General features: G+C 67.3%; 13 protein-coding genes. 5 read left to right on the top strand and 8 right to left on the bottom strand.

Annotated elements, in window-relative coordinates; translation table 11 throughout:
- Window positions 1-47 precede the first annotated feature (47 nt).
- A complete protein-coding gene (locus tag ACFZBU_RS36965; protein ID WP_391588123.1) occupies window positions 48-2,132 on the bottom strand; it encodes a cell wall-binding repeat-containing protein in 2,085 nt (694 codons plus the stop codon).
- A gap of 378 nt (window positions 2,133-2,510) precedes the next feature.
- Here ACFZBU_RS36965 and ACFZBU_RS36960 point away from each other — a divergent pair, with 378 nt between their 5' ends.
- Together ACFZBU_RS36960 and ACFZBU_RS36955 are read left to right on the top strand one after the other, a co-directional pair.
- Window positions 2,511-3,506, top strand: a complete 996-nt coding sequence (locus ACFZBU_RS36960; protein ID WP_391588122.1) for a glycosyltransferase family 2 protein — start codon at window positions 2,511-2,513, stop codon at window positions 3,504-3,506.
- Window positions 3,506-3,919, top strand: coding sequence for a GtrA family protein (locus tag ACFZBU_RS36955; protein ID WP_391588121.1), 414 nt, complete (start codon window positions 3,506-3,508; stop codon window positions 3,917-3,919). Before ACFZBU_RS36960 ends, ACFZBU_RS36955 begins: the two co-directional genes overlap by 1 nt.
- 136 nt (window positions 3,920-4,055) lie before the next feature.
- Here ACFZBU_RS36955 and ACFZBU_RS36950 read toward each other — a convergent pair whose 3' ends face one another.
- Window positions 4,056-6,149: a hypothetical protein gene (locus ACFZBU_RS36950; RefSeq protein ID WP_391588120.1), complete on the bottom strand. Its 2,094-nt coding sequence runs from the start codon at window positions 6,147-6,149 to the stop codon at window positions 4,056-4,058.
- On the opposite strand from ACFZBU_RS36950, the gene ACFZBU_RS36945 reads away from it, so the two are divergent.
- From ACFZBU_RS36945 to ACFZBU_RS36935, 3 genes are all read left to right on the top strand, one after another.
- Window positions 6,136-6,342, top strand: coding sequence for a hypothetical protein (locus ACFZBU_RS36945; protein WP_391588119.1), 207 nt, complete (start codon window positions 6,136-6,138; stop codon window positions 6,340-6,342). The two genes, ACFZBU_RS36950 and ACFZBU_RS36945, sit on opposite strands and share 14 nt — an antisense overlap.
- 354 nt (window positions 6,343-6,696) lie before the next feature.
- Window positions 6,697-8,001: an acyltransferase family protein gene (locus ACFZBU_RS36940; RefSeq protein ID WP_391588118.1), complete on the top strand. Its 1,305-nt coding sequence runs from the start codon at window positions 6,697-6,699 to the stop codon at window positions 7,999-8,001.
- 83 nt (window positions 8,002-8,084) lie between these two features.
- Window positions 8,085-10,025, top strand: coding sequence for a hypothetical protein (locus tag ACFZBU_RS36935; RefSeq protein ID WP_391588117.1), 1,941 nt, complete (start codon window positions 8,085-8,087; stop codon window positions 10,023-10,025).
- A gap of 104 nt (window positions 10,026-10,129) precedes the next feature.
- On the opposite strand, the gene ACFZBU_RS36930 is transcribed toward ACFZBU_RS36935, so the two are convergent.
- The 6 genes from ACFZBU_RS36930 to rfbB form a co-directional block, all read right to left on the bottom strand.
- The gene (locus ACFZBU_RS36930; protein ID WP_391588116.1) at window positions 10,130-11,014 is read right to left on the bottom strand and encodes a glycosyltransferase family 2 protein; all 885 of its coding nucleotides are present in this window, start codon (window positions 11,012-11,014) and stop codon (window positions 10,130-10,132) included.
- A 172-nt stretch (window positions 11,015-11,186) separates the two neighbouring features.
- Window positions 11,187-12,521: a lipopolysaccharide biosynthesis protein gene (locus tag ACFZBU_RS36925; protein ID WP_391588115.1), complete on the bottom strand. Its 1,335-nt coding sequence runs from the start codon at window positions 12,519-12,521 to the stop codon at window positions 11,187-11,189.
- The gene (locus tag ACFZBU_RS36920; protein ID WP_391588114.1) at window positions 12,518-13,219 is read right to left on the bottom strand and encodes a glycosyltransferase family 2 protein; all 702 of its coding nucleotides are present in this window, start codon (window positions 13,217-13,219) and stop codon (window positions 12,518-12,520) included. Before ACFZBU_RS36920 ends, ACFZBU_RS36925 begins: the two co-directional genes overlap by 4 nt.
- Window positions 13,212-13,610 (bottom strand): DUF2304 family protein, encoded by a 399-nt coding sequence (locus tag ACFZBU_RS36915; RefSeq protein ID WP_391588113.1) that lies wholly within the window; start codon window positions 13,608-13,610, stop codon window positions 13,212-13,214. The genes ACFZBU_RS36920 and ACFZBU_RS36915 overlap by 8 nt, the downstream gene beginning before the upstream one ends.
- Window positions 13,611-13,628: 18 nt before the next feature.
- Window positions 13,629-14,531, bottom strand: coding sequence for a dTDP-4-dehydrorhamnose reductase (rfbD, locus tag ACFZBU_RS36910; protein ID WP_391588112.1), 903 nt, complete (start codon window positions 14,529-14,531; stop codon window positions 13,629-13,631).
- Window positions 14,528-15,511 carry a dTDP-glucose 4,6-dehydratase gene (rfbB, locus tag ACFZBU_RS36905; RefSeq protein WP_391588111.1) on the bottom strand — a complete coding sequence of 328 codons (984 nt, stop codon included), beginning with the start codon at window positions 15,509-15,511 and terminating at the stop codon, window positions 14,528-14,530. The genes rfbD and rfbB overlap by 4 nt, the downstream gene beginning before the upstream one ends.
- Window positions 15,512-15,544 lie beyond the last annotated feature (33 nt).

Genomic DNA, 15,544 nt, shown 5'->3' with positions numbered 1-15,544 from the left:
CCGGCTTTTTTACGACGTCACCGTCGAAATATCGCGCAATGCGGAGATCAGCCGGCGTGCGGGAACTTCGGCAGGTTCGGCTTCTGCGCGACCAGGCCGGCCTTGGCCGGACCCAGGTCGGCGATCGGGCCGGACGTCGCCGGGGCTCCCGGAGCCGGTGCCTTCAGGCTGCGCGCGCCGCTCTCCGCACGCAGGGTGTCGGAGCCGGCCAGACCCGGGAGGGCGATCTCACCGGCCACCGAGTTGTAGACCGAGGAGGACAGCGCGCCCTCGTCACCGAGGATCAGCGCGTAGTTGACCGATGCGCTGTTGCCGCGCAGGTAGTCCTGCGTGGCCCAGTTCAGCCGGTCCGGGTCGCTGAGCAGGATCGGCGCGTGGATGCTCGCCATCACCGCGCCACCGGACATCGCGTCGTGGAAGCTGCGCATGGTCGCGACGCCCGCACCGGTGGGCGGGTAGAACATCTGCTTGGCGGTCTCGGTCGCGGTCTCGATCGCGGTCCGACCGGAGATCGAGTAGTAGTCCCGGTCGCCGTCGAGGTAGAGCGCCTCCGCGGCGGGATCGCCGATGCCGAAGACGTCCGCGTTCGGGTGCCGGCTCAGGTAGGCCTGCACCGAGGAAGGGAGGCGGTTGCCGTCGGTCAGCAGCACGACGGCGTCGTTCGACGCCGCGGCGGGACCCGCGGACAGCGCGTCGTAGTACTCCAACCCGGTCGCGAAGAGGATGTTCTTCGGGTTCGGGTTGGTGGCGTCCGCGATCGCGATGGCGGTCTCGTACTGGGTGCGACCACCCAGCCACACCGCGTTGTAGCCGAGCGCACGCACCCGCGCCGCCACCGGCTCGAACAGCGCCGTCGAGTCACCGAGCAGATAGACCGTCTTGCCCGCCGGCAGGATCCGCTTGATCTCGGTCTCCGCCGACGCCGACAGACTGTTGCGATCCGTCAGCAACAACGGACCCTTCTTCGCCGCCGCGAGCGGAACACCGACCAGACCGTCACCGTAGTAATCGTTACGGGTCAACACGACCGCATCGGCCGGGAGTCGACCGTCGGCCACGCCCTTGTCGGCCCACAGCTCCGCCGAGGCGGCGGTCGCGGTCTCGACCGCGGTGCGGCCACCGACCCGGTTCACGGTGTTCTTGCGGGTCGGCTGCCACGCGGGCTCCACGGCGCAGTCGCCCGGGGTGCTCAGCTGACGCTCGGCCGTGTCGGCCACCTGCACCGCGAGGGTGTCGCAGTGGCCCTGGTAGCCGGTGCTCGCCTGGTACTTGGTGTACAGCAGGCCATGGCCGTCGGGCGAGAGCGCGAGCTGGGCGTAGGGGGTACCCGGGACGAACGAGCCGGGCACGTCCGCACCCTGTCGGTTCACCGCCGCAGCCGGCCAGTCGCTCAGCGGCTGTCCCGGCTGCGCGGGACGGCGCAGCACGGCGAATTGGCCCGACGGGTCGAAATCGGCATCCGCGCCGTCGGCGGCGAGCACCGAGGTCACCCCGGCGTAGGTGCGCAGCACGACCCGACCGCCCTGGGTGGGGCCGGCCCCGGTCGGGCGCAGCGAGATCAGCGCGGCGCCGTCCTTGGCGATCGACAGGTGCGTGACGTCGTTGCCGGCGAGCTCGCCGGAGGGCTGGTTGTCCAGCGGGAACGCGTACGAGGTGCCGTTGGCGAACACCGAGTAGAGCTTGCGGTCGGCGACGAACAGCAGCTCGCTGCCGTTGGGCCACCAGGCCAGCGAGGCCGGTGTCACGGAGGGCAGCCCCGGGCCCAGGTCGATGGCGCGGATGTCCGAGCCGTCGGGACGGGCGGTGAACAGGCGCCAGCCGGAGCCGGCGGTGGGGTACGGGTTCGCCCAGAACGCCAGTCGGCTGCCGTCGGGGGAGAACACCGCGCCGCGGGATGCGTTCATCCCGGCCGGAAGCGGGAGCAGCCGCTTGGCGTTGGTCGTCGGGTCGACCACCACGACGCGCGGGCTCGCCGACGAGGAGCCACTCGTGTTCTGGACGGTGTAGGTGACGAGGCCGTTGTTCCCGGCCGGGGTCGCGCCCGCGGGTGCCGCCGAGAGTACGACGGTGCCCAGCGCGGCAGCGGCGCCGGCGGTCACGGCACAGAGGAATTTGTTGCGTATGGACGACATACGTCTCTTTTCGGAGCGGCGCATCGAGAGGAGACTCGTCGCCCGCGCACATGTTCCCCCACCTGCGCGACCGATTGTTCACACCCCCCGGCTGCGCAATCGGTGCAACCGAACGGGATGTTAGCGCGTGTGTACGACACTCGAGGGACCGCGATTGTCATCGTTCTGCATCAAGACAGCCATCGGGTTGGCGGCGGGCTCCGGCGGGCGGCGTGCTTCGGACGATCCGTGCAAGAATGATCGGCACTCCGACGGACAGCCCCACTCGCACCCGCCCAGCGCCGTCCGAGTGCGCCCGCAGGTGCCGAGGGCAGGCTTCCCAGAGATGTCCGTGGTGAAGATCTGGCTCTGCGCCCAGACGAGGAACCGGTGAAGTCAATGCTCTTGTCTCTCGTGGTGCCGTGCTTCAACGAAGAAGCCGTCCTCTCCACGTTCCACGAGACGATTCGCGAGGAACTGAAGGACATCGGGGCCGATGTCGAGATCTGCTACGTGGACGACGGCAGCTCCGACGGCACCCTGCGCATCCTTCGCCAACTCGCCGAGAAGGATCCCGCCGCCAAGTACGTCTCCTTCAGCCGCAACTTCGGCAAGGAGGCGGCGATGCTCGCGGGCCTCGAACAGGCGACCGGCGACGCCGTCGTGATCATGGACGCGGACCTCCAGCACCCGCCGGAGCTGATCCCGCGCATGCTCGACCTGCACCTCAAGGGTCACGAGCAGGTCATCGCCAGGCGCAGTCGCGAGGGCGACAAGCGGTTCCGCAGTTTCCTGAGCAGCTCGTACTACAAGCTCGTCAACAAGTGGGTTGACGTCGAACTCGTCGACGGCGTAGGCGACTTCCGACTGCTCTCGCGCAAGGCCCTGGACGCGCTGCTGTCGATGCGCGAGTACAACCGCTTCTCCAAGGGGTTGTACTCGTGGATCGGCTACGACTCGGTGATGTTCGAGTACAAGAACGTCACGCGTGAGCTCGGGCAGACCAAGTGGAGCTTCGGCAAACTGCTCAACTACGGTCTCGACGGTCTGATCTCGTTCAACAACCGACCGCTGCGGGTGGCGATCTACTTCGGGCTCACGCTGTCCGCGGTGTCCCTCGCGTACACCCTCACGCTGGTCGGCATCGCGATCTTCCAGGGCATCGCCACCCCGGGTTACATCACGATCATCGCCGCCGTCACCGGCCTCGGTGGGCTGCAGATGACGATGCTCGGCCTGATCGGCGAATACATCGGCCGCATCTACTACGAGACCAAGCGCCGACCGCACTATCTGGTGCGCGAGAGCACGTCCGATCGGGTGGACGCGCCGCGCACCGTCGCGACCATTCGGGAAACCTCCGTGGACGTCGGCACGCGGGAGGTCACCCACTGATGCTGCGCCAGGCATTTCGTTTCGCGATCGTGGGTGTCGTCAACACCGGCACGTACTACGCCCTCTATCTCACGTTCAACCATTTCGTGCCGTATCTGGTGGCGCACATATCGGCATTCGTGCTGAGCATGATCGGCTCGTTCTTCATGAACTCCTGGTTCACCTACAAGACCAAGCCGACCTGGAAGAAGTTCCTGCTTTTCCCGCTCACCAACATCACCAATTTCGTGATCACCACCGTCGGCGTCTACGCGCTCGTCTCGTGGGTGTCGATGGACGAGCGGATCGCCCCGCTGGTGGCAGCCGCTGCGGCCATCCCGGTGACGTTCCTGGTGTCCCGCCGGATCATGGTCCCGGGGACCGAACAGGACAAGGACCTGGTGGGCACCAAGGCACCCACCGGTTCGCCCTGACTTCGACCGACTCCCACGTACGCCCGTCCCGGCTGCGCTGGGCCACGCCGACAGCTCCACGATCGACCACCATCGCCACGACGGCCGCCTGCATCGGCGGCCGTCGTGGCGATCGTCTACATCTACGGCCCGGCGCCTACTTGGCCTTGCCGGGCCCGCTCGCCGCGCTCTTGCAACCGTTCGCAGGGAAGCCGATCGTGGGCATGGGCGCGGGCACCTCACGGGGACCCAGGACCGGCATCGGGCGGAAGTCGTACGTGCACCGGGTCGGATTGCTGAACAGCACGTCGACACCCAGGTCCGGGCGGTTGCGCCGAAGCACCTGCAGGGCGGTGGCGGTGTCCCAATCGTCGGTGTAGACCCGGAACGGCGTCTTCGGGAACTTGTTCACGATGCGATCCGTCAGCTCCTGCGGCGTTTCCTTGGAACCCACCGGCGGCTTCACGTCCATGGACAGAGCCAGGTTGCGCATGAGCACGTCCAGCCACAGCGTGCCGTAGTAGTTTCCCTGCCAGTCATCGGACATCTGGATGATCGTGGCATGGTTCTCGTACCGCGGGTTGGCCTTTTGCGTCGCGAGGATCAGCTGCCCGAGTCGGGGATAGTCGAGCTTGCGCTCGAGGAAACCGACACCCCAGCTCGTGCCCTCCGGCTGTGGCTTGCGCCAGACCTCGCGGTCCGGGCTCGCGTTGAACGCGATGGTCACCACGACACACAGGGCCAACAGGCCTGCAGGCAGCGGCCGGGTGAACGGCGCCCGATCGCGGCGGGCGAGCCGGCGGCGCGGGGCGACCAGGACCCCCGCCCCGAGACAGACGATCGCGACCACCATTGCCTGATGCAGGAGCTTCTCGTAGTAGTACGAGGTCTCGCCCATCACCCAGGTCTGGTAAGCGAACATGGCCGCCGCCGCGCCGCCTGCGACGATCATCCACAGGATCGCCATCCGCCGGACCGGATGCCGCCAAGCGGTCCGCGAGGCCAGGCCCAGGACCACGAGGAATATCAGCAGCATGAACAGATGGCGGATTATCGGGTTGATCCCACCGGCCGCATTGACCACCTCGGACTTGGCCGCGTACTTCCAGTTGATCATCGGCTCGATGAGCGCACCGATCATGGTCACCACGATCGCGACGCCGGTCCACCAGCGCTGCGCCCACAACTGCTTGCGGTAGCCGACCATCCATGCGATCAGCATCACGCCGGCCGCCGGGAGGAACAGGTAGTAGGTGAACGACACGGCGATCGTCAGCGACGACAACACGCACAGTTGTTCACGCAGCCGCCGCAGCGGCCGGCACACGACTGCGACCAGGAGCGCGAGCAGTCCCAGGCCGACGAACTCGCTGGGGAACCCGCGCATGAACATCGCGATGCCGTCGCCGAAGAACAGGTAGGCACCGGCGGCTGCGCCGACCACCAGGTAGCGCCACGTCGACAACGTGCCGCCGGCCATCCAGCGCATCGCCCAGAGCACAGCGAAAACGAGAAAGACGAAAGTGGCGACATAGCAGAACAGGAAGACATCGAGTTCGGTGACCGTGGAGCCCGGATCGGTCCTGGCCCGCAGGAAGTTGTCGAACAGCGCCATCGCGAAGTGGCTGCCCTGCGGGTACGCGCTCATGTCCGTGTTCAGGCTCACCTTCAGCTCCGACTGGTGCTGGAAGGTGTAGCCACCGTGCGTACGGATGTTGTCGAACAGCGCGAAGTGGCGGCCCAGATCCTCCGCGATCGCCACGGTCGAAAGCCGACCGACCAGGCCCCGACCCATGAGGGGCAACAGGGTGGCGACGGTGACCAGGGCGGTGACGCCGAGGGTGATCAGGTCGGGCAGCCCGCCGCGGCGGGGCAGCTCGGGTCGACGTCCGGTCACCTCGGCGGCGAGCACCGCCACGGTGAACGCCACCCCCGAGATCGGCACGGGGTGGAGGCCCCAGGGCCAGATCGAGAACACCAGCCCCGCGAGGCACATCGCGCCGGCGCTCATGGCCACGGCCAGGACCAAGCGATCCAGGATCGTGCGTCCGGAGCGCAGCAGTGACGCCACGAGCGCGAAGAAGATCAGCGGCAGCACGATCGACGCATGCACGGCGTAGAGTGCGGCCGGGATCAGCCAGGACAGGACCAGGGCAACAAGCACGCTCGCGACCCGGCGCATCCCGCCGGTATGTGGTTCGGGAGGCGCGGGATGCGGCGCGGACGGATCCGACGCCGTGGTTGTCTTCACGCTGTTTGAGACTGTCACGAATCCTCGTTCGGGCTTGCGCTACCTGATGGCGGGTTCCGGTACTTCATATTCGATCGCCGGGCCCAAGTCCCGAACGATTCGCACCGCCGTGCGGGTGCGCAGTCGAATCGAGCGCGCCGAGGCTATCGAGGCCGAACTCGTCCCGACCGCCACGCAGGCGGACGATCGGTGAATTCCGGTTGAATTCCTGAACCGGAAACCTATCATCGGGCCCAATATCGACGGCGCTCCCGCGATGACGGGCCGCTCGGTGGCCGTCGCAGCCGGTATCGTGTGCGGCGCTCGCAGGCGAGCGCTCCGTCACCCTACCGGGAGCATCCGTCCCCGGGTCGTCCGGGCAGCCGCGAACTCGACCGAGGCGCCACAACCCACGGCGGGGCTTGCCTGGGAGTGCCGAGACGCACCTCGTGGGGCGACCACGCTCGCCGCTCCGCCCAAACCGCACTACGAAGAGTCCCCATGTGGAATCCATCCATGTGAGGCAGGACGCACGAGTCGCTCTGGTGCACTTGAGGAGAGTTCACGCATGTCATGGTCGAGCTTCACACGATCGCGAGGCAGTCTGGAGGAACTCTTCTCCGGTAGACAGAACAGCGTCGGGTTCATCCGACTGGGCCTGGCACTCGCGGTCGTCCTCTCCCATTCCCGACCGCTCGGGGTGAGTGAGGACAATCTCGGACTTCAGTTGTTCGACCACCAAACCGATGTCGGAACCATGTCCGTGTACGGCTTCTTCGTGCTCTCGGGCCTGCTGATCACCCGCAGTTCCCGCCGCGGCGGCATCGGCCGGTACGCGTGGCACCGCGGTCTGCGCATCTTCCCCGGCCTCTGGGTCTGTCTGCTCGTCACCGCGTTCGTCGTGGCCCCCTTGGTGGCGATGCGCGAGAACGGCACCCTGAACGGCTTCTGGCACCACCCGCAAGGCCCGTTCGACTACGCCCGGGCCAACTGGTGGACCGGCGTTCGCCAATACGGCATCTCGGATCTGCTGAAAACCACCACGCCGTGGGGTGAACGCACCGGCGCGAGCGCATTCAACGGCTCCCTGTGGTCCCTTGCCTACGAAATGCTCTGCTACATCGGCGTAGGCATCCTCGCCTTCACCGGCGTCTTCGGGCGCGCCCGCCGCTTCGTACTCTTCCTCACTCTGGTGACCTACCTCTACATGCTCGACGACTACATCAAGGCGTCGGGATGGAGCGGGCCGCCGAACCAGACCGGGTCGGTATACACGGTTCCCCTGATCGGGGAACTGCGCATGGACTTTCTCGTGTACCTGGGATTCCTGTTTCTCCTGGGCACCTGCGCGGAGTTGTACAAGGAGCGGCTGAAGGTCAACGACCTCGCCGCCGCGGTGTGCGCCGTGGCGTTGGGAGGTTCACTGCTGTTCGGCGGATTCTTCGTACTGGGCCTGCCCGCCTACGCCTATCTGCTCCTGTGGCTGGCCATTCGGCTTCCGAAGTGGTTCCACCGGATCGGCAGCCGCAACGACTACTCGTACGGCATCTACATCTACGGCTTCCTGGCCCAGCAGATCCTGGCGATGTACGACATCGGACGCTTCGGATTCGCCGCGTTCGCCGCGCTGTCCGTCGTCTGCACCTTCGCGTTCGCTTTCGTGTCCTGGCACTTGGTGGAGAAGCCGGCGCTCGGTCTCAAGCACTGGACTCCCTCGTTCAGGTTCAAGCGCCCGAGCAATGCCGCCGTCGCGGATGATCCCCCGAAGACCGCCACGCCCGACAGTCCGGAGCCGGCGCTCGCCATGGCACCGGTCAACGGCACGGCAAGCCGCCGCGATGCTCCCGGCGTAAGCGAGAAAGAACCCTCATGAGCCCTGTGGGGTGGCCGAGCATGGCGCACGAGGCGCCGGAGTCGGTATCACCACGATCCGAACGGCGTCCGCCGGCGCGGTCGATGCTCCGTTTTCTCGGCCTGGCCTGCGCCGCCTGGATCCTGCCTGCGGCGTTCCACCTGCTGCATGTCGACTGGATGTCGCTGCCGCTGCTGTTTTTCGGCACCGCCTCCCTGGTCCGCGGCGGCGTCGCCCTATTCGACCGGCTCATGCTCACCTGTGTGCTGCTGCTGGGCGAGGTCATCACGGCCGGCCTGCTGTTCTCGTTCTGGCCCTGGGGCCTACACCCGGTGCCGATGGCGGGCACGCTGCTGACCGTCACCCTCGTGGTCGCCTGGGTCACCGGACGACGGCCGACGCTACCCCGTCGCGTGTTGCCCACCGATCTGCTCGCGCTCGCCCTGGCCGCCTACGCGAGCGCCCAACTGTATCGACCGTTGCGCGGCAGGTCACCGAACGAGCGGCTCCTCTACACCGTGGTGACGGAGGACAAAGGCAGCCACTTCTCCATGTTCGACGCGATCCATCGCGTCGGCGGATACACGTACTTCCACGCCGCCGAGGCGAGCACGTCGATGAATCCGCAGATGGCCCGGGTCTACCCGCCGGGCTCGCACTTCCTCTACACGGTGCTCGACACATTCCTGCGTTCGACCACGGACGCCGGTCCCGCCGCGGAGGCCTACGACCGCTACTTCCTGTACACGATTCTCGGCTACGGCTTCCTGGTGCTCGCGCTGGTCTGGGCGGCCCGGTGGATCGCCGGGCCGACCGTCACCGGTTGGCGCCGGGCGCTGGTGTGCGCCGTGGTCGGCACCGTGGCCGCGACCGGTCAGCTGATCGGTGTCTTCACCCTCGGCCACGATTCGGCGTCGTTGGGGATAGCGGTCCTCGCACTCACCATCGCGGTGCTGGTGCGCCCGGCCGGCAGGGTCCGCGAGCAAGTGCTCGTGGTCGGGGCCGCGTTGGTGACCCTGGCTTTCGTCTACAACCTGTTCGTGGTGTCGGCCGCTCCCGCCGTGCTCGTGGCGGCCGTGGTATATCGCCGACGCCTGCGCACCGCACCGGTCTTCACCACGATCGTCGGCACGATCACCGGCGTGATCGTGCTGATCCCGATCGTCGGGCCACAGTTGACCGGCTTCAGCCAGACCAAACAGCTCCAGGCCACCGGCGGCATCGAACCGATGAGTCGCAACCTGGTCGCGGCGTGCATCGTGATCACCGTGGCATCGCTGCTCACCCGGGCCGGGCGGCGTTCGCCCGTGTGGCGCGTGATGTCGGCTCAACTCGTGCTCGCGACGGCCGCCGTGGGCGCCTTCCACCTCTACCAGACACTCACTCTCGGCGAGACGTCCTACTACTACGAGAAGGCGTTTCAGGGGCTGTACTCGATCGCGCTGATCGGCATCGGCTCCATCGGCCTGCTGCTGCGGCCCACCCTCGCACCGGAACCCGAGAATCCGCGACTGCGTCCACTCGCCCGCTCGGCAACCGGCCTGGCCGCGGTAGTCGCCGGGGTGACCCTGGTCGGCGGCATCCAGTGGGGTCCGGTGCACACGGCGGAGGGGGCGAACGAACCGGACACCACGTATGCCGCGCGGTGGTCGAGCGGCTTCGACCGACAACGGGTCGGGGAGACAGCCAAGGTACTGCGCGACCGCGGTCTCTTCGGCACCGGACCCTCGACGCTGTTCGTCTACTCCGACACGGGAACGGACAACTGGCGGATCTCCTTCCTCGACGCGATCCTCAAGCGACGCCTGGGCTCCCTCGACACCACCGTGACCGGCATTCCCTGGCTCGCCGGGCTCGCCTCGTACGGGCAGGGCGGCCGCAGCCGCGAGCAGGAGGCGCGCCGGCTCGAACTGGTGGTCCGAGACAGCCCGAAGCCGCTGCGTCTGGTGATCACGAACAAGACGCTCGCGGAACGCTTCGAACGGCTGGCCACAGCCCAACCGGAGCTGCTCCTGGAGGTTGTGCGAACACCCGCGATCGAGTGAGTTCACCGCCTCCCGGCACATGCGCCGACATCGGTCCACCATGACGAACGGGAGGGCCCGCCGACGATGTCGGCGGGCCCTCCCGTTTTTCGGCTTGCGGATGATCAGCCGACGTGTCGGCCCGTTCCGTAGGTGTGCCTGGCGAGCATCCGTGCCCCGTCCCAGTTGCGGCTGCGCACCATCATCGGCAACATCGTCAGCGCATGCAGGCGCGACGAGAAGTGCTTACGGGCCACCTTCGCCGCCTCGTGCCACCCGTGTCGCTCCATGCGGTCCGCGACGTCGAGGAAGAAGCCCCGCTCCTCCACGAACCGGCGCCCGTCGAACGCCTGCAACGAGGATTCGCTCACCGCGTGCCTGCGGTACTGGAAGCACACGACGTCGGACACCACGAGTTGCTCGCCCGCCTGCAACAGGTCCAGGACCAGGGCGAGGTCCTGAATGACGTGCAGGTCCCGGCGGAAGTTGATCGCCTGGATGGCCTCGGTACGCCAGCACACCGACGGGAAGTACAGCCAGTTGCCGCGCAGCACACTGATCGCGAGCCGTTCGCCGCCCAACCGCCGCACGCCTTCGACCTTGGGCGCGTAGATCCTGCGCTTGGTCTGGTCGACGAGGGTCTTCGCGGGCAGGCCGGCGCCGTCGATCACCTGGACGCCGGGCTGCACCATGCCCGCGTCCGGATGCGCGCGCAGCACCGCGCGAATGGTCGCGATGTAGTTCGGCAGAAGGACGTCGTCGCAGCCCATCATGACCATGTGGCCCAGCTCGGCGAGGTCGACGCACTTGCGGAAATTCTCGGTGACCCCGAGGTTGTGCTCGTTGCGCCGATAGCGCACCCGATCGTCGCCGAGCGCGGCGAACCACTCGGGAACACCCTTCTCCCGGCTGTCGTCGACCACGGTCAGTCGCCAGTTCGGGTCGGTCTGGGCGAGGATGCTGCGCACCGCGTGCTGCATCAGCCCGACGTCACCGTAGTACGGCATCATCACGTCGATCGTGTGGACTTGTCGCTCGTCCGCCCCTTCCGGGTGCACCGTCTCGGCGGGACGAACGGATTCAGCAGGGGCATCCGTGCGCTCACGCACCCTGAACTCCCGATTGTCGATCGATCCAGCACCCGCGAGGGGGCCTCCTCGTGGGCCACACGGCCCGTCGATCCTACTCACCTCGCGAGGCGCCACCGACGGGATCCGCCACGGCTCGCGCCGAGGGCGCGGGTCGGACGGATGCGGGAAAACGCCGGGCACCGGCCCGGAGCATCGCCGCCATCAACAGTGCCGTCACCGCGGTCGCGGCGGCGAAGGCGATCTCGACACGCAGTCGGATGTCGCCGGGCGCGCAGGTGATCGCCACGAGCACGACGGTTCCGCCGATCCACGCGACGAGTTGGCCGCGGTGACGGTTCATCGCCATCACGCCCTGCCCGAGCACCATCGCAAGCATGTAGCACAGGGTCCCGGCCGAGAACCAGGCGAAGTCCGACGCGCCCAGGACACCTTCCGGGGCGTTGAAGAAGACCCTGATGATCCACGGACCGAGCACCGTGGCGCCCAGCCCGCCGGCCACGCCCAGCGCCGTGACCACCAGACACGCGCGCAGGACGAGGCCGCGGAACGTGCGCCGATCGCCGTCGGTGAAGGTACGGGAGAGGCCGGGCAACAACGACGCCTGGAGCGACCCGAAGACGAACAGTGGCACCCGCGCCAGGATCAGCGCGCTGAGCAACGCGGTGACCAGAGCAGTCTGCTCCGGTTCGAACAGCTTGACGCTCAACACCGCGGTGTTGACCATCAGCTGGGCCAGCAGGGTCGACACGATCAGCAGACCGAGTCCTCGGTACAGCTCACGCCAGGCGAGCATCGGGCCGGGCCGGGCCGCGCGCAGCACGGGCCGCAAGGTGGCCGACATGGCCAGGATCGGGGCAGCGGTCAGGATCAGCGAGAACAACAGTGGCGAACTGCTGCCCGAGACGCCGAGCGCGACGGCGAGCACGATCCGCAGACCGCCGTCCAGGGCCAACTGCGTTCCGTACGCGACGAACGCGCCGTGTCCCGCGAGTATGCCGCGCGTGACCGAGACGACGGCCAGACCCAGGAACGCGCCGCCGAGCGCGATCAACAGTTGTCGATCGCCGTCGAAGAGCCGGTCGGCCATCGGGCCCGAGGCGCCGGCGAGGAGCGCCAGCACGGCGAGCAACAGCCCGCCGGCCAGCATGCTCCCGCGCCACAGGACCGGCGCCGTGCCCGAGCCCGCGGTGGCTCGGGCGGCGACGATCCTGGTGATCTCCTGTTCGACCGGGAAGAACAGGCCCAGTCCGATCGAGAAGATGATGGTCCACAGGACCGAGACCCCGGACATGTCGTCGGGGTTCAACGAGTGGCCCGCGATCGCCAGGTGAATGTAGGAAGCACCGCCGAGGACGACCATGCCGGCGCCCACGAGGAGGGTGCCCTGGGGCAGCGCGCGGATCGCCCGCAGCAGCATCGTCTTCATCGGCGCGCGATCGCCAACAGCAGGGTGATGAAAGCGCGACCGAGGTAGACCATCGCCTTGGCGGGCGAGTGGCTCGGCGTGCCGGCCTGCCGGGCCCGCATCGCCACCGGAACCTGAACTACCTTGTGCTTGAGGCGGATCACCCGGACCGTGGTCTCGACGGTGTCGCCGAGGTATTCCACCGGATACCACTCGGCGAACAACCGAATGATGTCCCGATTGCACGCCCGAAAGCCCGAAGTGGTGTCGGTCAGCTTCGTCTTCGCCATCCGCGACAGCACTGCGGACAGCATGACCATCGTCCACTTGCGCGGACCCCGCACCGCGTAGTCGCCTTCACCGGCGAAGCGCGCGCCGATGACCAGGGACGCGTCGTCGAGCCGATCCACGAGCTTGGGCACGTACCGGGGATCGTGCTGACCGTCCGCGTCGACCTGGATGGCCACGTCGTAGTCGTGCTCGTAGGCGTAGCGGTAGCCGAGCCGCATCGCCCCGCCGACGCCGAGGTTGTACGGCAGTGTGGTGACCGTCGCACCGGCCGCACGAGCCACCTTGGTGGTGTCGTCGGTCGAGCCGTCGTCGACGACCAGGAGGTCGACCTCGGGCAGTACGCCCCGCACTTCGCGAATCACGTCCCCGATCGACGCGGCCTCGTTCCAGGCGGGGATGATGATCAGGACCCGCTTGTTGTTAATCATTTACGCATTCCCGCTTCGCCGACTCGGTACGGGTGAGGGCGATGGCATCCTTGCGCTCTCGCTCGACCAGTTCGGTGCGAATGAGCGCAACCTCTTCGGCGAGTGAGCGAGTTTCCTCTTCCAGCCGGCTCGATTCCCAGCTCAGGTGGATGCAGGTCAGGAGCAGGAAGACGAAACCGAGGAAGAGCACGAGGCTGACACCCGATTGGACGCCCACCGAAGTGGCCACCGAGTCGAGCATCTTCGGAAAGGCGCCGAGCGGTACCACGATCAGGCCGACGACGAGCCACAAAACTGCGTACTTCTCACGCAGTTGGCGTCGCCTCAGCAGCTCCAGAATGACGATGACCACCAAAAATCCGGCGACCGCGGTGACAATCGTTAGTTTCATGACACGCTCGATTTTTGATCAGTCGGGCCGCAGGGCGACGAACCCCGGGCAATCCAATGCCTGTGCAAGCATGTCCCGCCAGTCGGCCATGGGTGACAGCCCGGCATCGGCCCATCGATCGTGGGCGAGCACACTGTAGGAAGGACGCTTGGCGGGGCGCGTGAAGTTCTCGGATGTTGTCGGACGAATCCGGTCGGCGTCCAGACCGGCTCCGGCGAACGTGGCTCGTGCCAGTTCGTACCAGGTTGCCCGTCCCCTCGCCGTGCCATGGTAGATCCCCGCCGGCGCGCGCCCCGCAAGAGCGGCCTCGCCCAGGCGAACCACCTGCCGGGCCAGGGCGGCCGACCAGGTCGGCTGCCCCGCTTGATCGTCGACGACGTCCAGGGTGTCGCGGTCGCGGGCCAGTGTCAGCATGGTGGAGACGAAATTCCGCCCGTGTTCGCCGTACAGCCATGCAGTTCGCACGATGTAGCCGCTCGTCGGCAACAGCTCCGTCACGGCCTGCTCACCGATCAGTTTCCCGCGCCCGTAGGAGTTCAGTGGTGCGGTGGGCGCGTTCTCCGAGTACGGCTCGGTGTTGTCGCCGGCGAAGACGTAGTCGGTGGAGATCTGGATCAGCCGCGAGCCGTGCGCGGCACAGGCCCGAGCCAGATGGCCCACCGCGGTGCCGTTGACCTCGGTCGCGGCCGACTCGGCCGACTCGGCGCCGTCGACGTCCGTCCACGCGGCGGCGTTGACCACGATGTCGTGGCCGGCCGTCGCCTCGAGCACGGCGGAGGCGTCGGTGATGTCGAGATCCGCCCGGCCGACGGCGGTGACCGTCGAACCGGGAACCTCGTCCAGGACGGCGATCAGATCGCGCCCGAGCATTCCGCGCGCTCCGGTGACGAGCCAGCGCGGGTTGTCGACCGACGTGGTCAAAGCGCCACCTTGTGTTGCAGCGGTTCCCACCAGGCGCGATTCTCGCGATACCACGCGACGGTGGCTTCGAGGCCGAGTTCGAAGGACACGCGGGGAGTGTAGCCAAGTTCCTCGTGCAGTTTGTCGATGCTCAGCGAGTAGCGACGGTCGTGGCCCTTGCGGTCCTCGACGAAGTCGACGCTGTCCCAGTCCGCCCCACAGGCGGCGAGCAGGCGGGCCGTCAGCTCCTTGTTGGTGACCTCGGTCCCACCACCGATGTGGTAGACCTCACCGGCCCGCCCGGAGCGCATCACCAGTTCGATGCCCTGGCAGTGGTCCGAGACATGCAGCCAGTCCCGGATGTTCCCGCCGTCGCCGTACAGCGGCACCCGCTTGCCGTCGAGGAGGTTCGTCACGAACAGCGGGATCATCTTCTCCGGGAACTGGAAGTGCCCGTAGTTGTTGGAGCAGCGCGTCACCACGACATCCATGCCGTGTGTGCGGTGGTACGACAGGGCCAGCAGGTCGGAAGCGGCCTTGCTGGCCGAGTACGGGGAATTGGGCGCAAGCGGCCAGTCCTCGGTCCACGAACCGACCTCGATCGATCCGTAGACCTCGTCGGTCGAGACGTGCACGAAGCGGGACACGCCGTGCTTGCGCGCGGCGTCCAGCAACACCTGAGTGCCCAACACGTTCGTCACGACGAACGGCCCCGAGCCCGCGATGGAGCGGTCGACGTGCGATTCCGCGGCGAAGTGCACCACCACGTCGTGTCCGGGCATCAGCTGATCCACGAGCTCGACGTCGCAGATGTCGCCCTGAACGAACGTGTAAAGCGGATCCGCGGCGACGGCCGCAAGATTTGCCGGGTTGCCCGAGTAGGTGAGCTTGTCGAGGATGGTCACCCGAGGTTTTTCCTGTGGGACGGGGTCACCGGACAGTAGATTTCGAACGAACTCGGAGCCGATGAATCCGGCTCCACCGGTGATCAGAATCCTCATGGGCACAGGAGTCTAGCGACCGGTCGGCAAGCC

Source organism: Embleya sp. NPDC008237 (assembly GCF_042956465.1).
In the GTDB taxonomy this organism is placed as follows: Bacteria; Actinomycetota; Actinomycetes; order Streptomycetales; family Streptomycetaceae; genus Embleya.
This window is presented reverse-complemented; position numbering and strand designations above follow the sequence as displayed.

Coding starts and splice junctions, on each gene's coding strand:
- ACFZBU_RS36915 (WP_391588113.1), bottom strand. CDS start 13,610: ATGAAACTAACGATTGTCACCGCGGTCGCCGGATTTTTGGTGGTCATC.
- ACFZBU_RS36955 (WP_391588121.1), top strand. CDS start 3,506: ATGCTGCGCCAGGCATTTCGTTTCGCGATCGTGGGTGTCGTCAACACC.
- rfbB (WP_391588111.1), bottom strand. CDS start 15,511: ATGAGGATTCTGATCACCGGTGGAGCCGGATTCATCGGCTCCGAGTTC.
- ACFZBU_RS36960 (WP_391588122.1), top strand. CDS start 2,511: ATGCTCTTGTCTCTCGTGGTGCCGTGCTTCAACGAAGAAGCCGTCCTC.
- ACFZBU_RS36940 (WP_391588118.1), top strand. CDS start 6,697: ATGTCATGGTCGAGCTTCACACGATCGCGAGGCAGTCTGGAGGAACTC.
- ACFZBU_RS36965 (WP_391588123.1), bottom strand. CDS start 2,132: ATGTCGTCCATACGCAACAAATTCCTCTGTGCCGTGACCGCCGGCGCC.
- ACFZBU_RS36935 (WP_391588117.1), top strand. CDS start 8,085: ATGCTCCGTTTTCTCGGCCTGGCCTGCGCCGCCTGGATCCTGCCTGCG.
- ACFZBU_RS36930 (WP_391588116.1), bottom strand. CDS start 11,014: ATGATGCCGTACTACGGTGACGTCGGGCTGATGCAGCACGCGGTGCGC.
- ACFZBU_RS36920 (WP_391588114.1), bottom strand. CDS start 13,219: ATGATTAACAACAAGCGGGTCCTGATCATCATCCCCGCCTGGAACGAG.
- ACFZBU_RS36925 (WP_391588115.1), bottom strand. CDS start 12,521: ATGAAGACGATGCTGCTGCGGGCGATCCGCGCGCTGCCCCAGGGCACC.